The sequence below is a fragment of the Flavivirga eckloniae genome, assembly GCF_002886045.1.
In the GTDB taxonomy this organism is placed as follows: Bacteria; Bacteroidota; Bacteroidia; order Flavobacteriales; family Flavobacteriaceae; genus Flavivirga; species Flavivirga eckloniae.
The window spans coordinates 3,626,324-3,649,138 of the sequence record NZ_CP025791.1; the positions used below are offsets into that span (position 1 = coordinate 3,626,324).

Genomic DNA, 22,815 nt, shown 5'->3' on the forward strand with positions numbered 1-22,815 from the left:
GTAAAATAGAAAAGAGAAATTATAATTATTTAAAAGCGTTTAAGCCCGTAATATCTAACCCTGTGATAAGCAAATGGATATCGTGAGTGCCCTCGTAGGTAATAACGCTCTCTAAATTCATAGAGTGGCGCATAATACTATATTCGCCGGTTATACCCATACCGCCAAGCATTTGCCTTGCTTCTCGTGCAATATTTATGGCCATATCTACATTGTTACGTTTTGCCATAGATATTTGCGCCGATGTAGCTTTGTCATCATTACGTAAAACACCAAGCCTCCAGGTTAAAAGTTGTGCTTTAGTAATTTCAGTAATCATTTCTGCTAATTTTTTTTGCTGTAGCTGAAATTGACCAATAGGTTTTCCAAATTGAATACGTTCTTTGCTGTATCTTAGAGCGGTATCGTAACAGTCCATTGCTGCACCAATAGCGCCCCAGGCTATGCCATAACGAGCAGAGTCTAAACAGCCTAGCGGAGCTCCCAAACCAGATTTATTAGGTAATAAATTTTCTTTTGGAACCTTTACATTATCGAAAATGAGCTCGCCGGTTGAGGAAGCACGAAGCGACCATTTGTTATGAGTTTCTGGTGTTGTAAACCCTTCCATGCCACGCTCAACGATTAAGCCGTGTATACGTCCTTCTTCATTTTTTGCCCAAACAACTGCCACTTGAGCAAAAGGTGCATTACTAATCCACATTTTGGCACCATTTAAAAGATAGTGGTCTCCCATATCTTTAAAATTAGTAATCATACCTCCTGGGTTACTGCCATGGTCTGGCTCTGTTAAGCCAAAACAGCCAATCCATTCACCGCTTGCTAATTTTGGTAAATATTTTTCACGTTGTTCTTCGTTACCATATTTCCAAATAGGATACATAACTAATGAAGATTGTACCGATGCCGTACTCCTAACTCCAGAATCTCCACGTTCAATTTCCTGCATGATTAAACCGTAAGAAATTTGATCCAGACCAGCACCACCATACTCCATGGGGATGTAGGGGCCAAATGCACCAATTTCTGCTAATCCGTTAATAATTTGCGTTGGGAATTCTGCTTTTTGTGCATAGTCTTCTATAATTGGAGAGACTTCACGTTTTACCCATTCACGAGCTGCATCACGCACTAATTTATGTTCGTCTGTAAGTAACTCATCAAGGTTATAGTAATCCGGTGCTTCAAATAGGTCAGGTCGCATAAAGATTAAATTTAAGTGTGTTTTAAATAAAGTTTTTAATAAAAATGCTGTTTTTTTGTTAATTCAACATTTTAAGGGCTTAAATTTACTTAATTCTTACTGATTCAATTACATTTTTAGGTAAAAATCTTTAGTAAGATTTATATAATCTTCTGTGTATTGATGTCTCGATGTTTCAATAACTAAACAGTTGGTTTCTACATCACTTTTTTGTTTGTTTACAGGCGCGTCTGCTGTTTCGAAAGTGAATTCGATTAAACTTCGTTTAATTTCAGAGGTTGGAGTGCCTTTTACATGTAGTTTTCTATTAGGAACAAGTTTAAACTTTGCAGCCAAATCTATAAACTTTTCTTCTTCTTTAAATGGGATAATTATAGAAAATATACCGTTTTCAGATAGCAGTTTTGATACACTTTCTATTAAATGATCGAAAGGCATGGCATCTTGAAATCTTGCCATATCACGCTGTTTGTTATCTGTTTTGCAGTCTTCGGAATAAAAAGGAGGATTAGAAACAATAAGATCGTAAGTATCGTCAATTTCGTCGGCGAATTCTTCCAGAGAAGCGTGGTAACAAAATAAGCGGTCTCCCCAGGGGGATTGCTCAAAATTATCAACACATTGTTCGTAGGCATAATCGTCAATTTCAATCGCATCAATGACTTCAGCATGACTCCGTTGCGCTAGCATAAGTGATAAAATACCTGTGCCTGCACCAATGTCTAATGTAGAAAAAAGTTTATCTTTAACCGAAATCCAAGCACCAAGTAAAACGCTATCGGTACCTATTTTCATGGCGCATTGTTCTTGGTTTACGGAAAATTGTTTGAAAACAAAGGGTTTTTTAGGCATGAAATTATGTTTGAAGTTTACGGCAATAGTATGAAATAAAAAGAAAGGATGAAGCAAAAATTATAACGTATATAAAAAAATAATGTCAAAGATATCCGTTAGTATTATAGCTAACGTATATGAAAATAGTGGCTTAATTGTAAATAATGAAAAAAGAAGATAAAATTTTAGTGAAATTAAACGATGTTTTTTTAATGAATGAGGCTATTGAAAAAACTTATGAAAAAACATGCGAAAAAGCTTCCAATACAAGTACAAAAGCTTTTTTAAAAGAAAAAAGCTTAGAGCGACATAATTTTGGTGAAATGTTGCAAGATGAAATTAAAAAGTTTGATACAAATGTTGAGGAATCGATAATGACAAGAAGACGGTATCATCTTTATATGAAAAGCTTTAGTAGTTTATTACAAATAGAGAATAATAGAGATTTGCTAAATGCTATTTATGATGTTGAGCTATTATGTATAGAAAAATATAACAAACTACTTAGGGAAATTAATCTCTCTTTATCCTTGTGTAGATTATTGGTAAAGCAACAGGATAATATCCAAAATGGAATGCGTTTAATAAAAAAAGAATTGGTTTTTATTAAATAGCCTCTCGTTAAACGCTTATAGGTATAGGTCGATTAGCCCTTCTGGTGTTTTAACCAAAATAGTTTTATTATCCCTGTCTACTTTCACTATAAATTCATCATTCATAGGAATTAAAACTTCAATACCATCTCGGTCGATTTCAAAAAGCGATTGCGCTGTTGAATCGTTTACGGCTTTAATGGTTCCTACTTTTCCGTAATTGGAATCTTCAATAGTAAATCCAATAACTTCATGGAAATAAAATTTATTACCTTCCAGTTTTGGGAGCAGGTCAAGCGGTAAATATAATTCGCTTTTCATTATGGCATCTGCATCAGCTTCTTCATCTACATCCTCAAACTTAATGCGTAGTAATTCGGATTTATGCAATTGCGAGTGCTCTATAAAAAACGGTACGAGGTTATTCCTTAGATTTAAAAAAATGGCATCAAGGTTTTCATAAAGTTCAGGTTGATCTGTATCGAGTTTAGCTAAAACTTCACCTTTAAAGCTATATTTTTTTACAATTTTACCTAAGTAAAAACAATCTTCTTTTTGCATGACAAATGTTTTTTGTCATTCCGGCCTTTCGACTATCGCTCAAGATAACTTTGGCAGGAATCTTTTTAAAATTTATTTCAAAGTTTATGAGGAGGACGTCTAAAAAGTGTCATTCAGAACACCCGCCTGCCCGGGAATCTTATAAAAATTAAACACCTGTTTATTAAAGTGTTTAGATTTTTCGACTTTAGTTTATGCTGAGCATAGCCGAAGTACTCAAAATGACAATTCAAAAACTTTTTAGACACCCTCTTGTTCAATAACGTGTTTTGCTTTTTGGAAAAATACTGTTTCACAAAAAAACTCCGATAAAAATATCGGAGTTTAAAAGTATAAAAAAATCTATTTTTATTCTTCTTCTTTTGCAGCAGGAGCTTCTTCGGCCACAGCCTCAGTTGTTTCCTCAGCAGCCTCTTCTGTAGTTTCGGCAGCTTCTTCAGTAGCTTCCTCTTCCACAACAGGAGTTGCAGCAGCAATACGTGCTTCGTTAGCAGCTTTTTCTGCTTCTAAAGCCTTTGCTCTAGCTTCAGCTTCAGCCTTTGCTAAATCATCTGTTTTAGCATTAACTTTGTTAGCTTTTTCTTCTAACCAAGCATTAAACTTTGCTTCTGCTTGTTCTTCAGTTAAAGCTCCTTTTTTAACACCACCTGCAAGGTGATTTTTTAGTAAGGCTCCTTTGTAAGATAAAATAGCTTTAGCAGTATCAGTTGGTTGTGCACCATTCTGTAACCACTGTACAGCTCCATCAACATTTAATTCAATAGTTGCTGGGTTCGTGTTAGGATTGTAAGCACCTAATTTTTCTAGGTATCTACCATCTCTTTTCGAACGTGAATCTGCTGCTACGATCCAGTAGTAAGGTTTTCCTTTTTTACCGTGTCTTTGTAATCTAATTTTTACTGGCATAATAATTAATTATTTGAGGTTCTCGACCTCGGTTATTAATGAGGGCGCAAAGATACTATATTTTTTTAATTATCAATGCTTTATTTTGTGTAGAAATTTTGCGAATATATCTTAGAATAACAGGCAAACTGGTTCTGGTGAATTTATTGAATGCAAGAAAGATAGTTTCCCAGATTCCTGGTCTATCTTAAATACACTTATGTTGTTGCTTTTTTTGTTTGCCACTAAAAGGAATTTACCAGTAGGATCCAATGAAAAGTTTCGTGGCCAATCACCATGAACACTCATGTTTTGAATTCTGTTTAAAGTCCCGTTTTTGCTATTTCGTTTAAAAACTGCAATGGAATTTTCGCCACGGTTAGAACCGTATAAAAAGCGTTCATCTTTAGATAAATGAATATCGGCACATTTGTTTTTGCCTTTATATGTTTCTTCTAGAGTAGCATCGAAATCTATTTGCTCGAAACCTTTTTTCGTTTTTTTAATCGATGTAATGGAACCGCCGTACTCGTTAATAACATATAGGTACTCGCTTTTTTTATCTAATAAAAAATGACGAGGTCCTGGATTGCCTTCCATTTTAACAATAGAGGGCGATTCAAGTTTATAATCATTATTTTTTAATTTATAATGGTATATAGCATTTCTGCCTAAATCTGCAACAAACAGATCATCATTAGAAAACTTAGCAGAATGTGCATGTGATGCTTCGTTTTCCGAATTGTGGTTAAAAACTTGAGAAGCCTCACTTAAGCTGCCATCTTTATTAATAGGATAAATGGATACAGAACCGCCTACATAATTAGAAACAACAACTTTGTCTCCACTTTTATTTACCGAAATATGGCAAGGCCCTTTTCCGTTACTGCTAACTCGGGTTAAAAGAGATAGGGAGCCGTCGGTATTAATGTTGTACGAGGATACAAATCCGTTTCCACTTTGATTTACAGAATATAGATGTTTTTTGTCTGGAGAATAAGCAAGAAACGAAGGGCTATCAATATTTATAGCAAGCTGTTTGTTGGTTAGATCGCCGGTTTCTGTATTGAATTCAAACCGATAAATACCATGGCTGTCACCATGGGTATATGTGCCAACGTATAAAGGTATATTCTGAGCTTGAATATTTAGAAAAGTAAAAGCAAAACCAAGAAAAAATAATTTAAGTTTCATGTAAATGAAAGTTTTAAGTGCTTTCAAAAATAAGGTATTTTAAATCAAGCTCATAACTAACCGTTTGAAATAAATAAGCGCAGAATTTTTTGTTTAAAACTCTTAATAACTTCGCTTTAAAGATGTGTGATTTCTATGTATTTTTATAAACTGCGTTTAATAATTCTAAACGACTTAACATCAAATATCTAGCTTAAAGAATGTACTTAATTTTCGATACAGAGACTACCGGATTGCCTAAACGTTGGGATGCACCCATTACAGATACTGATAACTGGCCAAGGTGTATTCAAATAGCATGGCAATTGCATGATGCCATGGGTAACTGTATCGATCATCAAGATTATTTAGTACAGCCAGAAGGGTTTAATATTCCTTATGATGCCGAGAAAATTCATGGTATTTCTACCGAGCTGGCTCAAGAACAAGGTATTCCGTTGGCAGAGGTTTTAGAAAAGTTTAATGAGGCATTAGGTAAAACGAAATTCATTGTAGGGCAAAATGTAAAGTTCGATTTAAACATTATGGGAGCCGAATTTGTTCGGGGTGATGTTGCGAATGCGTTACAAGAATTACCGGTTTTAGATACCTGTACAGAGCATACGGCAAGTTTGTGTCAGATTCCCGGAGGACGAGGAGGCAAATTTAAACTACCTACGCTTACAGAGCTACACGAGTTTTTATTTAAAGTGCCTTTTGCCGAAGCGCATAATGCAACAGCCGATGTTGAAGCTACTACACGATGTTTTTTCGAATTGGTTCGTTTGGGGGAGTATACCAAAGAACAACTTGATGTAGAGGTTGATTATTTTCAGAGTTTTAATGAGGCGAATCCGAAGGAAATTGAGCTCATTAATTTAAAGCATGTTAACCTTAAACAAGAAAGTGCTAAAATTAGAGAACGTCTTAAAAGTCTTAACGAAGAGACGATTTCTAATGAAGATATTGAGCAAAATGCTTCCGATTTGGCAGAAGCCAATTTTGTACACCTTCATAATCATTCGCAATTTTCCGTATTACAGTCTACCATGAGTGTGGGCGATATTGTGGCAGCAGCAGCATCGCATAATATGTCGGCAGTAGCGCTTACCGATCATGCAAATATGATGGGAGCATTCCATTTTATTAATGCAGTTAACAAACAAAACAGTGCCATAAAGGCGACTATTGCAGAAGCAGAAGAAAGAGGCGAGGCTTCAGAAAAACAACTAATAAAACCTATTATTGGTTGCGAATTCTTTGTATGTGAAGATCATCAGGATAAATCGAGAAAAGATAACGGCTATCAAATTGTATTAATAGCGAAAAACAAAAACGGTTATCATAATCTGGCCAAATTATCGTCGCATGCCTTTGTTGATGGGTTTTACTATGTTCCTAGAATAGACAAAAAGCTTATACAGCAATATAAAGAAGATGTTATTGTGCTTACAGGGAATTTATATGGCGAGGTGCCTAGTAAAGTCCTAAATATTGGAGAGAAACAGGCCGAGGAAGCATTGTTGTGGTGGAAAAATGAGTTTGGAGAAGACCTGTATATGGAGCTTATGCGGCATGATCAGGAAGATGAAAACCGGGTTAACACAACTTTAATAGCATTGGCTAAAAAGCACGATGTAAATTTGGTAGCTACCAATAATACTTACTATCAAAAGAAAGATGATGCTAATGCTCACGATATTTTATTGTGTGTGAAAGATGGGGAAAAGCAAGCTACGCCTATAGGTAGAGGAAGGGGGTATCGTTACGGATTACCTAATCAGGAATACTATTTTAAGTCTTCCGAAGAAATGAAAAAATTGTTTCGAGACGTACCTCAAGCCATTTTAAATATTCAACAATTAGTAGATAAAATAGAAGGGTTTCAATTAGCGCGTGACGTCCTGTTGCCGGCCTTCGATATCCCCGATGAATTTAAGCACGAGGAAGATTTGGTTGATGGAGGAAAACGCGGTGAGAATGCCTATTTAAGACATTTAACTTACGAAGGTGCTAAAAAACGCTATGGAGAACCGCTTAGTGAAGAAGTTATTGAACGTGTTGATTTTGAGTTGAGCGTTATAGAAAATACTGGATATCCGGGATATTTCTTAATTGTTGAGGATTTTATTCGCGAAGCCAGAAATATGGATGTGTCTGTAGGACCTGGGCGTGGATCGGCTGCCGGATCGGTAGCAGCATACTGTTTGTGGATTACCAACATCGATCCTATGAAGTACGACTTGCTTTTTGAGCGTTTCTTAAATCCGGATCGTATTAGTATGCCCGATATCGATATTGATTTTGATGATGAGGGGAGAAGCCGGGTTATGGATTATGTAATCAATAAATACGGTGCAAATCAGGTAGCACAAATTATCACCTATGGTACCATGGCGGCTAAATCATCTATTCGAGATACAGCCCGTGTATTGGATTTACCTTTGTTTGATGCCGATAGAATTGCCAAGTTGATACCTAACATGTCTAAACTCAATAAAATTTTTGGTTTAGATGAAAAGGCGTTAGCTGGTAAGTTTAGAGCAGAAGAATTAGAAAAAGTTAATGAGCTTTTAAATATTTCTGAAGGGTCTGGTTTAGAAGCAGAGACCGTTAATACGGCAAGAGCTCTGGAAGGTTCGGTAAGAAATACTGGAATTCATGCATGTGGGGTGATTATAACGCCAGACGATATTACGAAGTTCGTACCAGTTTCTGTTGCAAAAGATTCCGATTTATATGTAACCCAGTTCGATAACTCGGTTGTTGAGGATGCCGGTTTGCTGAAAATGGATTTCCTTGGGTTAAAAACGTTGACCCTAATTAAGGATACGGTAAAAATTGTTAAGGCAAAACACGATATTCAGCTTGATCCGGAATCTTTTCCTTTAGATGATGAAAAAACGTATGCTTTATTCCAGCGAGGTGAAACAGTAGGGGTGTTCCAATACGAATCCCCCGGTATGCAAAAACACCTTAGAGATTTAAAGCCAACGGTTTTTGAGGATTTAATTGCCATGAATGCTCTGTACCGTCCAGGGCCTATGGAATATATTCCAAGTTTTGTTAGGAGAAAGCATGGGGATGAAGATATTGAGTACGATTTACCAGCCATGGAAGAGTACTTAAAAGAAACCTATGGTATTACGGTATATCAGGAGCAGGTGATGTTGTTGTCTCAAAAATTAGCTGGATTTACAAAAGGTGAAGCCGATGTATTGCGTAAGGCGATGGGGAAAAAACAAATTGCGGTACTGGATAAAATGAAACCAAAATTTATTGAGCAAGCTAGTGCCAACGGACATGATGCTAAGGTGTTGGAAAAAGTCTGGAAAGACTGGGAGGCTTTTGCAAGTTATGCTTTTAATAAATCGCACTCTACTTGTTATGCATGGATAGCCTATCAAACAGCCTATTTAAAAGCGCATTATCCAGCCGAATATATGGCAGCCGTATTATCCAACAACATGAACGATATTAAGCAAGTTACCTTCTTTATGGAAGAATGTAAGCGTATGAAGCTAGATGTATTAGGGCCAGATATTAATGAATCGTATTATAAGTTTTCTGTAAACCAAGATTATGCGGTGCGTTTTGGTATGGGAGCGATTAAAGGGGTTGGTCATGGAGCTGTAATGACTATTGTAGACAATAGAAAAGATGGTCCATATAAGTCTATTTTCGATTTAGCCAAACGAATCGATTTAAGGGCGGCAAATAAAAAAGCTTTTGAGAATTTGGCCTTGGCTGGAGGTTTTGATTGTTTTGGAGATACACACCGTGCACAGTACTTTCATCAAGATGGTGATAGTGGCACTTTTTTAGAAAAAGCAGTTAAATACGGAAGTAAGCATCAGGAAAATGAGAATTCGGCGCAAGTGAGTTTGTTTGGTGAGGCTAGCGAAGTTCAAATAGAAGAACCTCTGGTACCGCCATGTGAAGAGTGGGGAACCATGGAAAAGCTGAGTAAAGAGCGTGAAGTTGTGGGTATTTATATTTCCGGACATCCGCTAGATGACTTTAAAACAGAAATGAAAACCTTTTGCAATGGTAATATTGCTTTGTTCAACGATTTAGAGCCCTATGTTAACAGAGAGATTGTTTTTGGAGGCGTAGTTACCGATGTGCAACACCGTGTAAGTAAGCAAGGGAAAGGATGGGGAATGTTTACCATTGAAGATTATACCGATAGTTTTGAGTTTAGGATTTTTGGAGAAGAGTACTTGAAATTCAGGCACTTTTTAATGAAGAACAATTTTGTGTTTGTAAAAGCTTTTATTCGAGAAGGTTGGGTAAATAAAGACACGGGTAAGAAGAGCGACCCTAGATTACAGTTCAATAGTTTTCAATTACTACATGACGTTATGGAAAACTATGCTAAGAAATTGTCTATTCAGCTTAATATTAAAGATTTAAAAGAGGAAGATATCGTTCGATTAAAAGATTTGTTGCAAATGCACCCTGGAAATCAGGTGCTCAATTTTGTGGTGTACGACAACAAAGAACAAATAAAACTACAAATGAACAGTAGGCGACAAAAAGTTAAAGTGTCTCAAGAATTACTTAGTGAGCTGGAAAGTCAGGATGTATTGTTTAAATTGAACTAAATCCCTGCGGAAGCAGGGATCTCATATTATGAAAAAGATAATATCCTATCACATATTAGCTTTTTTAGTTTTAGAAATAGTTTTTTTCTTTTCTTCCGAGGCGTTATTGAAATTAATAGCGCCAGAAATTCATAATGTGATTTTGTGGATTTATTTAAATCTCTTTGGATTAGTGATTCTTTTTATAGTAGTCCTTATTTCATTTTTAATCTACAGAAGAAAATATAAAAAGAACCGTAGCTTGAAATAAACAGATCGCTACGGTTGTTCCACCCTTACAATGTTGTTTTATTTTCTGTTCTCCAAAAAATCTTTCAAACTTTTTGTTATAAATCGATCTCATGTAGTTGAACAAATTTCATAGCAATGAAGCTGTGGGGTAAGGCCAATCTGATGAAAATTGATTAAACTTTTACCGTTAGTTTCTTCAATTTCCCAATGCAATACATGGCCTATCCATTCCTTATTAAAATCAGGTTCGCCATCAACACATTTCCAAACCAATTCATGGTTTGGAGTATATTCCATAATTTTAAAAGTCCACCAATAACCAGGGTCAAAATTAATAGTGAATTGACCGTCCGTTTTAAACTCAGAGTTGGTTATGTTTCCCCACCAGGTGTTGAGTCCTTCATTTAATGCAGAAAACACTTGTTCGGCACTGGCATTTACCTCTAACTCCTTTTTGTAGTTCATGATATCCTGTGTATCTATTTGTTTCGTGTGATCAGGCATCTTTTGAATTGTTTAAATAGTGTTCCAGGTCTTGTAATGAGTTATCCCAGAATTGTGAGTAAAATTGAACCCATTTGTTAATTTCTTTTAATGGTTTTGCATTAGCGTAACAAAAGCGCTCACGTCCATCAGCATTAATATTAACTAAGCCGGCTTCTTCCAGTGTTTTGATGTGTTTAGTAATACCTTGTCTGCTAATATCAAACTGACTTGATATTTGTGTAATAGATAAGGCCGAAGTTGCTATGACCAAGGCGTGAAAAATATCACGCCTTGTTGGGTCTGCAATGGCCTTAAATAGTTTTGTTATCTTATCCTGCATCGACTAATTCTTTTAAGTATCCGGTTAGTCCTTCTATACAATTATTCCAACCACCATTAAAGCTCTCAAACATTTTTACAGCTGTTTCGCCTTCGTAATTTGAAATGCCAGAATGTTCCAGATATAATTTGGTGCCTCCTTCAATAGATTCTAATTCCCATGTTACGGTAGTTTCTGTTTTCATTTCGGCTACTACCCAGGTATAAACCAATTTGTAGGGATTGGATTCTTTAACCTCTCCACTAATTATTGTGCAACCTTTTTCATTAGGTTCCGCGGTAAACGTGTATTTATAGCCCTTTTCAGCTTTAAAATCGGCTTGAATAAACCAGGCAGATATTTCTTCGGCTTTAGAAATGGCGTTCCATACTTTGTCTATGGAGTGATTGAATACTCTTTCTTTTTTAATAACATCATTCATAATTATTCGTTTTTTTGATTAATATGCAACTTAGAGGTTGCTAAACTAAAACAAATATTTTTAATACGCAACTATTTGGTTGCTTATTTTGGTTTTTTGTTTTAGTTGATTTATGTAAAGTGTTGATAATCTTATGTTTGTATTTTAAGAGAGTGTGTTGTTTTTTATAAAGAAGATAAGTCTAAGAGTCTGATTATGCTTGTTTTATATAGGTTTTAAAGCTATAATAACGCGAAACAATATTGATATAAGCAAAACAAATTGTTACATTGTAAGCTTTAGGAAATTTTTTGACTAATTTTGTGATATTAAAAATAAAATAAGAATTAAAACATAAATATTATGGCATTAGAAATAACAGATGCAACATTTGAGGAAACTGTGTTAAAAAGTGATAAACCGGTAATGGTTGATTTTTGGGCAGCTTGGTGTGGACCTTGTAGAATGGTTGGACCAATTATAGAAGAAATTAGTGGTGAATACGATGGTAAAGCTGTTGTTGGTAAGGTAGATGTAGATGCAAATCAGGAATTTGCAGCAAAATACGGCGTACGTAATATCCCTACTGTTTTGGTTTTTAAAGATGGAGAAGTTGTAAACAGACAAGTTGGTGTTGCACCAAAAAACACATACACAGAAGCGATAGATTCGTTATTGTAATAATATAGACTAAAGAAAATTAAAAAGGTTTGTCGTAATGGCAAACCTTTTTTTTATTTTAGATGCAAATAAAAAAATAGATATGAGCGAACAAATAAAAATGCAAAATGTTATCGATAGCAAATTAATAGAAGAACGCAAAGTGTTTTTGTGGGGTCAAGTAGATGACGATTCTGCAAAGCACGTTATTGAGCGTTTAATGTATTTAGATGCTTTAGAAACTAAGGATATTCATTTATATGTTAATAGTCCTGGAGGGTATGTAACTTCTGGTTTTGCTATTTACGATTGCATGAAGTCACTTAAAAGCGATGTGTCTACAATATGTACAGGATTTGCAGCATCTATGGGATCATTAATACTATCTGCAGGTGAAAAAGGTAAGCGTTATATACAACCACATGCCCGTGTTATGATTCATCAACCAAGTGGAGGTGCCCGTGGCCAAGCCAGTGATATTGAAATTACGGCAAAAGAGATTATAATTACGAAGGAATTAAGTGCACAGATCTTGGCTGATAATTGTGGACAGGCTTTCGATAAAATTATGAAGGATTTTAATCGCGACCATTGGATGGGAGCAGACGAGTCTGTTGCTTATGGTATTGTTGATGGTGTTTTAAAATAAGTTATACCTAATATCCATGAACTTACAAGCAGAACTTAATAAAGCCGAAGGTTTTAAAAATCTGGAATTACTTGCAAAACAAGTAGTAGAAGGCTTTATTGCTGGAATGCATAAAAGTCCGTTTCATGGTTTTTCGGCAGAATTTGCTGAACATAAAATTTACAATCAGGGAGAAAGCACGCGCCATATCGATTGGAAACTATATGCTAAAACAGATAAGCTTTACACGAAGCGCTATGATGATGAGACTAATTTACGTTGTCATATCATTATAGATAATAGTAGTTCGATGCATTACCCAAAAATGGATACATTTTCAATCGATAATCTAAATAAAATAGCATTTTCGGCTTTGGCTTCAGCATGCTTAATGCAAATCCTTAAAAAACAACGGGACGCTGTTGGTTTAAGTATTTATAGTAATGATTATGATTATTATGCGCCGGAAAAAGGTAGTGAGCGCCATCATCAAATGCTATTAAATCATTTAAGTGATGCCGTAGTTTCTAAATCTTTAAATAAAGAAACCGAAACATATAAATATTTACATGAAATAGCAGAGAAGATTCATAGACGATCTATGATATTCTTGTTTACCGATATGTTTCAAACCTCAGAAAACGAGGCAAAGTTGTTTGAAGCCTTACGCCATTTAAAATATAACAAGCATGAAGTCATCCTATTTCATGTGTTTGATAAAGAAAAGGAGTTAGCTTTTGATTTTGATAATAAACCAAAACGTTTTATTGATGTTGAAACAGGGGAGTATATTAATTTATATGCCGATAACATAAAAGACAGTTATAGTAAATCTGTAAGTCGTTATTTTGATGCTTTACGATTAAAGTGTGCGCAATACAAGATAAAATATGTAGAAGCAGATATTAATAAAGGTTTTAATAATATTCTGACTACGTATATGATGGAGCGTCAAAAATTTGTTTAGCTTCTCGTTTAAGCTAGTCTTTGTAGATGCTTAAAAATGAGAATGATAGTTTAAATTGAAACTTGGACGTAAAATAGTCAAGCCTTCTTTTTAAAAATATTTTCAAAAAACTTAGAAAAAACATTTGAGATATTAAAAAAGGCGTGTATATTTGCAACCGCAATAACGCAACGGTCTGGTAGTTCAGTTGGTTAGAATATCTGCCTGTCACGCAGGGGGTCGCGGGTTCGAGTCCCGTCCAGACCGCAAAATTGCAAAAAGAAAGCTCTGAGAAATTAGGGCTTTTTTTGGCAATAAAAAGAAGTTGTGTTGTTCACGTCTTAGACGTGATGTAGAAATACCAGATTATATTTGGTATTCCAATGAGAAGCTTTCCTTTTTTCTTTTTTAGAAGATTGGGATGCTTTTTTGTTTAGGGCATATTTATTCGACTTTTCAATCTTAGAAGAACATTTATTAAGAAATAAGAAAGCTAACAAAAAAAGGGTCATTGATTCAAACAACAACCCTTTATGCGTTCTTAATAAGAATGACTAACTCAAATTAACAATGAACACTATTTTATAATAGTTTTATTTTTTAAATGCCTAATTCATCAAACAGTTCAATTAGTTTTTCATCTGAAGGTCTAGGAGCATTATTATTTACAATATTTCCATGAGGATCAATTAAAATAAAGCGAGGAATACCAGCTATTGAATACCCTTTTATAAAATCTGATTCTAAGGCATTGTCTGCGAGTAACTGAATACCATCTAATTTTTCTTTATCAATAAAAGCTCTCCATTTTTCGTAATTCTTTCTCTCATCAACCGAAATCGTAACAAACTGAATATTTTTACCATGGTATTTTTTTTCAACTTTATCTAAAAAAGGCATTTGGTAAATGCAAGGCCCACACCATGTGGCCCACACGTCTATATATACGTATTTGCCTTTAAAGTCATCTAAAGAATTAGTGCCACCAGCATAATTTTCGTAATCCACAAATTTAGGAGAAGGAGAACCAGCTGCAACGCGTTTTAAAATATTATATTTTTCGGTGACTTTTGCTATATGTTTTTCGTTTGTAGATGTTGTTTTGAAGGCACTATAATAACCATCCAGATCTTCGAAATAATCCATATACATAATCGCATTTTCAAACAATAAGCTGTCTTTTATAAACGTATTGTTAAGTGTTGCTAGTTCTTTTAAATAAGCAACTTCATCTGATATTCCTTCAGATTCAACTATTTTTTGAGCTTTTTTTCTGTAATGAAACTTAATAAGCTCTTTATAAGATTCTGAGAATAAAAAATCGGCATCATTGGTATAGGAAAGACCTTCTAACTCATAATGAAGATCTTTTGATTCTTCGAAATTAGGTGTCTTTATCATAATATGAAGATCTTCTAATAATGTAAGATCTAACAAGTATTCATAATTGATGTTTCTTTTTTCTTGGGTCTTGAAAACTTCAGAAAGACCTTCGGTTGAGGCCAATACTTTCATAATAGACTTTTTCAATTCTATTTGCTTAGCTTTAAAAGTAGCTTGGTCTAATTGATAAATAGATGAAATACTATCTGTTTGCACAGATTTATCAAGAGCAGTTTTTAACTGTTCTTTTTTCAACAAATAGTTGTTAGCCGCACTACCCTCACCAGAAAACGTTATCGTATTTTTAAAATCACTTGCATCGTAAGTCATATTAATATCATTACCGTTTTCTAGATACAATTCCATTCTGTTTTTTTTTGCATCAACAAACATGTAGTGTCCTGTGTTTTTGATCTTAATAGTATCAACAAAACGACCATCTTCTTTTAAGATAATAGGGCCTAAACCAGTTATATGAAGGTTTATTTTATTATCAGCGTGGTTTTCAATTTTTCCTGAAAACACTATGTAATCTCTGGGTGTAGTTATTTTTTCACAGGACATAACTGTAATAGTAATACTTAAAAGGTATATTATTTTTTTCATTTTAATTATTGATTATAAATAGATTAGTAGATTACGGAACAATAGCTATACAAGCTCATACTCTTACAACGAAGTGAGATTTATAAAACAGAATATAGTATCGTTATATTGTTGTTTTTTTGTTGAAGAACAGAAATTATTTAAATAGTATAGCTTCTTAAAAAGAAGCTATACTAGCTTATCATTTTAATAATTATTCTTTGGGAGTAATGACTTTTGTTCCACTAATAGGAAAACTACCAGAATATGTAAAATCTAAAGTAATCACTTTAGTGACAGTGTTGTATGTACCTGTACCTTCCATAGTCTCTGATCCACCATAACATGGGAAATTCTGCTTCTCTACAGTAACAGGGCCTTCAGTGGCGGATGTTAGCTGTCCAAATTTTATAATGACCGTGGGTGTACCTGCAGAACAGAAAAAATCAAAAGGATCTCCTCCAGATAATTCCAGTATTCCATTATCTAAATCACTTGTAGGAACTTCTACCATTGACACAAAAAAACCGAGATCTTCAGTTACTACTACTGTGCCTACCCAAGGAGAAATATCTACAGGAGGAGGGACTACGGTAATCTCTACGTTTGAAATTTGAGAAACACCTTCTTTACTGACGCTAACTTCAAGAGTGACCTTAGAATCAATGGGTAAATTGGCAACGGCATCAGAGGCAACAATAAGCTCACCGTAAGTTTGCCCAATTGTAAAAATTCCTTCAGGTGTTTGAGAGTTGATACTATAGTTTATTGTTCCTTGGTTAGAAGTCCCAGGAACAATGCCAATGGTATCTCCAACTATTGCCGATATGGCCAATTCTGCAAAAAAATCGTCAGTTTGTACAATTAATGGGCTTGCATCATCATTACTACAGGCTACAAAAAAGCCTATCGTAAGTATTGCTATTATGGATACTATTTTTTTCATAATTTTCATGTTTTAGTCTCTTGGGTTTTGAATAATTTCAGGGTTGATTTGAATGTATTTTAACCCGATAGGTAATACAAAATTTTGGCTGTTAGGGGGTAGTGTAACGGTTTGATCCCCAAAGGTATGTGTTACTGAAATGTTGTCGTTATCCAAAAGATTGTAACGTTTAATATCAAAAAGGCGATCTATACTTCCTCCAGACTCCCTTCTGCGTTCTTCTTTTACAAATTGGAGTAATTCTGTCTGATCGGTAATAGAAATAGGAGTATAGGTTTCTGGAGTAAACCTGTTTGATCGTAGCGTGTTTAAAGCATCATTGGCCGATTGTATGTTGCCTAATCTTGCATTAACTTCTGCTTGTATTAAATATAATTCGGGAGTGTTTAAACCTGAAGCCCCGCCTTGAAAATACCTAGCGCCATAGTAAACACCATCTAGATCAGCGATATTTGGTCTTAAATCGGCATACCATTGTCTGCGAACATCTCCATCTTCATAAAGATTGATTAGTGCATCTGTTGGGGCGTTTTGCAGAAAGAATCCCACTGTTTTGTACCAAACAACTTGAGGATTATCTAAAACAAAAGGAACAACACGTAAGCTAGGGTCGGAAAAGCTAGTTTCATCGGTATTAATATCTCTCAAATCGTTCTTTAAAGACAAGGCGTTATTAACAGCAACTAATGCCTCTTCGTAATGACCTTGGTACAGGTATACTTTTGCTAATAACCCATAAGCTGCAGCCTTAGATGGTCTAAAAATAAGGTCTTGGGGTTGGGTGTCTGGTAAAATCTGAATTCCAAACTGAATTTCACTAAGAACAAGGTCGTAAACTTCTTGTACAGATGCCCGGATTAAATCCAATCCTGTTAAAGCAACACCCTCTCTAATTGGAACTCCTAAATCTGAACTTGCTGTGGCACTGTTATAATGAGTTGCGTATAAATTTACAAGATTAAAGTATGCATATGCCCTATGTAACTTGGCTTCTGCTTCTAAAACATTTTTCTCTGACATACTCCCTTCTGCCGATTCCAGACCATCTAAAATTACGTTGGCTGCATAAATTTGTGAATAATAAGCATTAAAATCTGTATCGTCTTGGGATGCGTTATAGATTGTAGGGTCAAATAAGTAAGCTCTAATATCTGTATCTTGATTAAAGAATGCGGCTGCTAAAGCAGGACTTAGTCTAATATCATCACTAAAAAACTGACTTATGGTGTGCGTTTTTTGAAAGCCATCAACCAGCCCTCCATCGAAAAAACTAAGTGCCGTATTATCTAACAACAACCTAAAATCGGCAAGTGTTTCTGGAACAATCACATTTTTGGGCTGTATGTCTAGGTACTCTTCTCGGTCACATGCTGTAATCGCTACAAAGCAAATTACTGTTAGTGCTATATATTTTATATTTTTCATTTTTATTCTTTTGATTTATTACTTTTTTTAGATTAAACCTAAGTTTATTTAAAAGGAAGCAGAAATGTTTAATGTATAAGTAGCTTGCCTAGGAATAAAAGCACTTTCTGGATCAACGTCCCATTTATTAAAGTTCCAAACGACCATATTATCTGCTTGAAATCCTATTTGAAGGCTATTCATGCCTAATCTTTCTAAAGTTTTTGTTGGGAATACATAGCCAAAACTTAGCTGGCTTAAACGGATATGTGATGCGTCATCCACAAATTTATTAGAGTCTCTGTAATAGGCATATCCTAATATTCCCCTATCTTGAAAAGCAGGTATTGCGGGAATATCTGTATTGTTTTCATCTCCAGGGTTTTGCCATCGATTAACATAATCTGCAGGTACATTTTCTAAAGGACTAACTCTGTTTGCAGGTATAAAAGAAGCGTTTCGATATCTAAATACATGACCAGCTTTAAATGTGGTCAATGTTCTTAGATAAAAGTTTTTATATTCTAAATTATTAACCCATGAGCCATAGTATTTAGGCAATAAAGAACCTTCTTCTACCAAAGCATCTGGTTCAAAGATGTTAGCTCTGAAATCGACAATTCGATTATTTTCATTTAAAAACTGAGGTGCACCATTACGATCTAACCCTTGATAATTATAGCTATAAATGGTTCTTAACGGTAGATCTGGAATTGCCAAATTACCATTTACATAATCGAATATCTGTGCGTTGCTTTGAACATCTACCTTTATTAAAGTATTTGTATTTACGCTAAAATTACCTGTAGTAGTATATCTGAAATTATCGCCTCGTAAGGGTCTTAAAGTTAAATTAATGTCAAAGCCTTCGTTACGTAATGTACCATTATTTATTCGAGCGCCGTTTACTCCAGAAATAGGATTAACCGACGTAAAAGCTAGTAAATCTTCACTATCCTTTTTATAATATTCTACGCTACCACTGATTAGATTGCCAAACAATCCAAAGTCTAATCCTAAATTCAATGCATTGGTCCGTTCTAAACGTAATTCTGGGTTAGGGAGCCCTGTAATATCTGCATTTGTGCCATTTACAAAAGGAAACGAAATATTTTTTGGGGTGATTAACAATTGCGGACTGGTAGATCTATCCACGTTACCATTAATACCATATGTGGCGCGTAGTTGCAGCCTGTTTATGTTTTGGTTACCAGTAAAAAACTCATTGGCAATGTTCCATTTAGCACCAACAGAATATAGAGGTATATTTCTATATTCGTCCGATGCACCAAATAAGTTGGTGTCGTCTAAACGTGTACTTCCAGATATGGTATATTTATTATCGAAAGTATAGGAAGCATTTGCAAAATAAGAGATAAAACGATTTTCGACAAATACATTTTCATTAAAGTCAGGAATTAAACTTGCAAACCTTAGTGGCAAACTTTCTGTAAAATCGGTCGTAAAATCAACAAGCTTAGCATCTAAAGAGCGTTCATCATAACCATATTGTCTGCTCGTAGCCCTCTCAGCAATGGTTTTACGTACTTCATAACCTGCTATAGCGGTTACTTGGTGTTTTTCATTAAAAAGCTTATCGAAGTTTAATTGTGTCCTAAAGGTATGTGCTCTTTGATTGCGGGTATCTATATCTAAAATAGCGCCTACTGGAATAGCATTAGACACCGGTAATTGTGTGCTAGGGTCTAATTGTGTAAAAAGATTTACCCGAAACCTCGTATAAAAAGATTGCTCGTTATGAAAGTCTCTTATATTTTGCTGTTGCCATTCATATTGATAAGTGACGCTTGCATCCAACCCATCAATAATATTATAATTCAGACCCGTATTTAATCGTAAGGCTGTTTCTCGTAAAATATTATCTGCATTATCTAACTCTTGTTTTAAATTATAGGTCCAATCATACGGAAATCCACGCTCCAACGCTAAATTTGAAGCTTCCTGATTTAAAGCTAGAAAATTTTGCATAGGTAAATAATTGCCATTGTCATCTAAAATTCTACTGTTTATAGAAGTACTTAAAAGGTTTTGCGCACTACTAGCTCTAGGGGTTTCAAAACTATCGCTACCTGAAAATCTACCAAAATCATCATTAACTGAAGTAGATCCAAAACTTTCCTTAGATTGTGAAAAGTTAATAGAACCACTTACTTTTAATTTTGATGATATATTGAAGGAATTGGCAAAATTGATTAGATACTGATTTGCCTTAGTGTTTATTAATTCTTTCTGGTTGTCATTGTAGCTTATCGATGATCTAAAATCGTATTTTTCACTACCCCCGTTTATAGAGAAATTATATTGTGTCCATATTTCTGGACGCTGAATAAGACGGGAATATTCTCTTCTGATATCTGTATTTTCAAGTTGTTCTAACCTTGATTGAGCCTCCTCTGATGAAATATCGCCACGGTCTTGTAGCAAAAGGGTCTGTACTACTGGATTCAATACCTGACCAGAAGCTACATTAAGATTACCATTGAATAAATTAGTTTGATCATGGAACCCTCCTCTTTCGAAAACCTCTCGTTGATAGGCCACTTGTGTTGCTGCATCTGCAATTGGCGCGGCAAACAAATCTGGTTCTGGAGTAATAGAAGTATTTACTGAAGCGTTAATAGTTAGCTTACCATTTCTATTTCCTTTTTTAGTAACGATAACTATAACACCATTTGCAGCTCTTATACCCCAAATAGAGGCTGCAGCAGCATCTTTTAATATGGTAATGCTTTCAACATCATTTGGGTTTATAGTATTTTGGTTTTGCTCAATGGGGAAACCGTCTACAACAATTAGTGGGTCACTATTAGCACTTATCGTACTGAGTCCACGAATAATAAAATTACCGTCAGTATCTGTGGTAACACCAGCGACTTCTCCTTCAATCTTAGAGAAAATATTTTGATTGATTTTTAAATCTAATGTTTTCTCATTGACACGTTCAAAAGAACCCGTAGAGCGCTCTTTGGAAATGGTTTGGTAACCTGTTGAAACTATTTCTACGGTATCAAGTTCGAAAGAAGATGGTGCCATTTGCACATTGTAAGTAGTGCCTTGCCCAATGATAACTTCAGAATCAAGATAGCCAAGGTAGCTTAAGACTAATGTTTCTCCTTCTTGAGCGTCTATTTTATAAATCCCATCAAAACTAGTAGTTGCTCCACGTAACGTTCCTTTAACAATTACAACAACCCCAATTAATGGCTCACCATTCTCGTCTGTTACTTTGCCTTGTATTTTTTGTTGTACAATAGCAGGTTTCCTTTTTATAACAATGGTATTCTTGCCAGAAATGTTGAATTTAAAATTTCCTTTTGGTAAAATTTCTTGCAACAGCTTGTTGGCTCGAATAGTTCCTCTTTTAAGATTTACACTTGGAAAACCTTTAAACATGTCTTCTTGATAAATAAATCTGTAATCAGTTTGGGCTTTAATAATTTTAAAAATTTCATCTACTGTAACAGTCTTATCTGCATCAATATTGATTTTTACTCTTTGAGAAAATACATTATTGGGAGCAAGACTAAATGCAGTGGTGCATATGAAAAAAATAAAAGCTCTCATAAGATGGATTAAAAATTTCTTTCTAAAATAGAATAGAAGGTTAGTTAATTTAATTTCCATAAATTTGCTTGTTTTAATTGATTAAACATTAATTAGTTAATACACACTATAGAGGGGCGAAGATCGATACCGCAAAATGTCTTCTTCGTTCCCTTTCTATGTTATTTTAGGACTATTTTTTTATTGTTAATTTCATAAGAATTTATAAATCCCAAGTCTGTTATAGTATTCAAAATTTCTTCTATTTTTTGTTCTTTGCCTAATACGCCAATAAACCTAACATCTTCAAGTTCGGCGTTATTAAAAGTAACATCCATGTCATACCATCTGGATAAAACTTTCATAATAGACTTTAAAGATTTACCCTCAAAACTAAAGACTCCTTCTCTCCATGAAATCTCATTGTATATGTCTATGTTTTTTGTTTCTATATCTTTTGAATCTCCTACAATAGATTGTTCTTTAGGTTTTAAGACCACAGTTTCTGCCCCATTAGATACTCCAACTTTGCCTTCTACTAATGTTGTGTAAACATGCACTTCGTCTTGATATGCTTTTATATTGAATTCTGTACCTAAAACCTCTACTTCTTGCATGTTATGTGCTACTTTAAATTTGGCTCCGTGGTGTTTGGTGCTAGATGTTACATCAAAATAGGCTTCACCGTAGATCAATTCTACTTCTCTGGTTTGACCTTTTATAAAAGCAACGGGGTATTTAATTTGAGATTCTGAGTTTAACCATATTTGGGTGCCATCTGATAACTTTACAGAAAATTGTCCGCCTCTTGGTATGGTTAAATAATTGTATGCTATTTTAGGGCTAGTAGCGGGTTGCGAATTATAAATTATTTCTTCGCCATTACTATTTAAATTATCTGTAGTATATTTTTTGCCTTTTTCTAAATTAATGGAAGAACCTTCACTTAAGGTTAAAGTTGCTTTATCTGTACCTATTTTTATTTTGTTGTTTACTATTATAGGAGTGTTGTCTTTAACGGGTTTATCCTTAGTTAAGAAAAAGTAACCTGCTGATACAAAGATTAAAATTGCAGCAGCGTACTTGAAAATAGGTGTTAAAAACAATTTTCTTGCTTTCTTGGTAGAGGTATCTTTATTTGAGAAATTCTCATAAGCAGCTAGAGAATCAAATATCAGGTCACTATTTAATGTGTGGTGTATGGTTAAATACTCTTTAAAGATTTTAAGATTTTCTTTTTTATCTAACCATTTACTTAAACCGTCTATTTCAGATACAGAGGCTTCATTATTTATATATTTGGAGATGATTTTCTCCATATCTTTTTTTGTCATGAGTTTAAAATTTAATACAAGGTAATTTAGGACTATTGACGATATGACGTT

Annotated in this window: 18 protein-coding genes and 1 tRNA gene; 6 read left to right on the forward strand and 13 right to left on the reverse strand. The window is 34.6% G+C overall.

What is annotated here, in order from left to right:
• Positions 1–25: 25 nt before the first annotated feature.
• Entirely contained in the window at positions 26–1,204 is a 1,179-nt protein-coding gene (locus C1H87_RS15040; RefSeq protein WP_102756598.1) for an acyl-CoA dehydrogenase family protein, read from the reverse strand.
• A 108-nt stretch (positions 1,205–1,312) separates the two neighbouring features.
• On the reverse strand, positions 1,313–2,056 hold the full coding sequence (locus C1H87_RS15045) for a tRNA1(Val) (adenine(37)-N6)-methyltransferase (RefSeq protein WP_102756599.1): 744 nt from the start codon (positions 2,054–2,056) through the stop codon (positions 1,313–1,315).
• Positions 2,057–2,202: 146 nt separating this feature from the next.
• Between C1H87_RS15045 and C1H87_RS15050 the strand changes: the two genes are divergently transcribed.
• Positions 2,203–2,652, forward strand: coding sequence for a DUF2383 domain-containing protein (locus C1H87_RS15050; RefSeq protein WP_102756600.1), 450 nt, complete (start codon positions 2,203–2,205; stop codon positions 2,650–2,652).
• Between the two features lie 15 nt (positions 2,653–2,667).
• Here the strand turns inward: C1H87_RS15050 and rimM are convergent, their stop codons facing one another.
• The 3 genes from rimM to C1H87_RS15065 form a co-directional block, all read right to left on the reverse strand.
• Positions 2,668–3,192 (reverse strand): ribosome maturation factor RimM, encoded by a 525-nt coding sequence (rimM, locus tag C1H87_RS15055; protein WP_102756601.1) that lies wholly within the window; start codon positions 3,190–3,192, stop codon positions 2,668–2,670.
• A 348-nt stretch (positions 3,193–3,540) separates the two neighbouring features.
• Positions 3,541–4,098, reverse strand: a complete 558-nt coding sequence (locus C1H87_RS15060) for a 30S ribosomal protein S16 (RefSeq protein ID WP_102756602.1) — start codon at positions 4,096–4,098, stop codon at positions 3,541–3,543.
• 111 nt (positions 4,099–4,209) lie between these two features.
• Positions 4,210–5,271 carry a lactonase family protein gene (locus C1H87_RS15065; RefSeq protein WP_102756603.1) on the reverse strand — a complete coding sequence of 354 codons (1,062 nt, stop codon included), beginning with the start codon at positions 5,269–5,271 and terminating at the stop codon, positions 4,210–4,212.
• A gap of 200 nt (positions 5,272–5,471) precedes the next feature.
• Between C1H87_RS15065 and dnaE the strand changes: the two genes are divergently transcribed.
• A complete protein-coding gene (dnaE, locus tag C1H87_RS15070) occupies positions 5,472–9,857 on the forward strand; it encodes a DNA polymerase III subunit alpha (protein WP_102756604.1) in 4,386 nt (1,461 codons plus the stop codon).
• A 339-nt stretch (positions 9,858–10,196) separates the two neighbouring features.
• On the opposite strand, the gene C1H87_RS15075 is transcribed toward dnaE, so the two are convergent.
• Genes C1H87_RS15075 through C1H87_RS15085 form a run of 3 tightly spaced genes read right to left on the reverse strand, consistent with a single transcriptional unit; the run spans position 10,197 to position 11,335 of the window.
• On the reverse strand, positions 10,197–10,592 hold the full coding sequence (locus tag C1H87_RS15075) for an SRPBCC family protein (RefSeq protein ID WP_102756605.1): 396 nt from the start codon (positions 10,590–10,592) through the stop codon (positions 10,197–10,199).
• A complete protein-coding gene (locus C1H87_RS15080; RefSeq protein WP_102756606.1) occupies positions 10,585–10,914 on the reverse strand; it encodes an ArsR/SmtB family transcription factor in 330 nt (109 codons plus the stop codon). Before C1H87_RS15080 ends, C1H87_RS15075 begins: the two co-directional genes overlap by 8 nt.
• Positions 10,904–11,335, reverse strand: a complete 432-nt coding sequence (locus C1H87_RS15085) for an SRPBCC family protein (protein ID WP_102756607.1) — start codon at positions 11,333–11,335, stop codon at positions 10,904–10,906. Before C1H87_RS15085 ends, C1H87_RS15080 begins: the two co-directional genes overlap by 11 nt.
• A 342-nt stretch (positions 11,336–11,677) precedes the next feature.
• Between C1H87_RS15085 and trxA the strand changes: the two genes are divergently transcribed.
• From trxA to C1H87_RS15105, 4 genes are all read left to right on the forward strand, one after another.
• The gene (gene trxA, locus C1H87_RS15090; RefSeq protein ID WP_102756608.1) at positions 11,678–11,995 is read left to right on the forward strand and encodes a thioredoxin; all 318 of its coding nucleotides are present in this window, start codon (positions 11,678–11,680) and stop codon (positions 11,993–11,995) included.
• A gap of 82 nt (positions 11,996–12,077) precedes the next feature.
• Entirely contained in the window at positions 12,078–12,623 is a 546-nt protein-coding gene (locus tag C1H87_RS15095; RefSeq protein ID WP_102758291.1) for a ClpP family protease, read from the forward strand.
• A 16-nt stretch (positions 12,624–12,639) separates the two neighbouring features.
• Positions 12,640–13,569, forward strand: coding sequence for a DUF58 domain-containing protein (locus C1H87_RS15100; protein ID WP_102756609.1), 930 nt, complete (start codon positions 12,640–12,642; stop codon positions 13,567–13,569).
• A gap of 172 nt (positions 13,570–13,741) precedes the next feature.
• Positions 13,742–13,815: transfer RNA gene (locus tag C1H87_RS15105), tRNA-Asp, on the forward strand.
• A 333-nt stretch (positions 13,816–14,148) separates the two neighbouring features.
• Here C1H87_RS15105 and C1H87_RS15110 read toward each other — a convergent pair.
• From C1H87_RS15110 to C1H87_RS15130, 5 genes are all read right to left on the reverse strand, one after another.
• Complete coding sequence (locus tag C1H87_RS15110; protein ID WP_102756610.1) at positions 14,149–15,537, reverse strand: TlpA family protein disulfide reductase; 1,389 nt, start codon at positions 15,535–15,537, stop codon at positions 14,149–14,151.
• A 193-nt stretch (positions 15,538–15,730) separates the two neighbouring features.
• Positions 15,731–16,462, reverse strand: coding sequence for a cadherin repeat domain-containing protein (locus C1H87_RS15115; RefSeq protein WP_158655238.1), 732 nt, complete (start codon positions 16,460–16,462; stop codon positions 15,731–15,733).
• A gap of 12 nt (positions 16,463–16,474) precedes the next feature.
• The gene (locus tag C1H87_RS15120; RefSeq protein ID WP_102756612.1) at positions 16,475–17,887 is read right to left on the reverse strand and encodes a RagB/SusD family nutrient uptake outer membrane protein; all 1,413 of its coding nucleotides are present in this window, start codon (positions 17,885–17,887) and stop codon (positions 16,475–16,477) included.
• 48 nt (positions 17,888–17,935) lie between these two features.
• Positions 17,936–21,511 carry a SusC/RagA family TonB-linked outer membrane protein gene (locus tag C1H87_RS15125; RefSeq protein ID WP_102756613.1) on the reverse strand — a complete coding sequence of 1,192 codons (3,576 nt, stop codon included), beginning with the start codon at positions 21,509–21,511 and terminating at the stop codon, positions 17,936–17,938.
• 101 nt (positions 21,512–21,612) lie between these two features.
• The gene (locus C1H87_RS15130; RefSeq protein ID WP_102756614.1) at positions 21,613–22,764 is read right to left on the reverse strand and encodes a FecR family protein; all 1,152 of its coding nucleotides are present in this window, start codon (positions 22,762–22,764) and stop codon (positions 21,613–21,615) included.
• Positions 22,765–22,815: the final 51 nt, after the last annotated feature.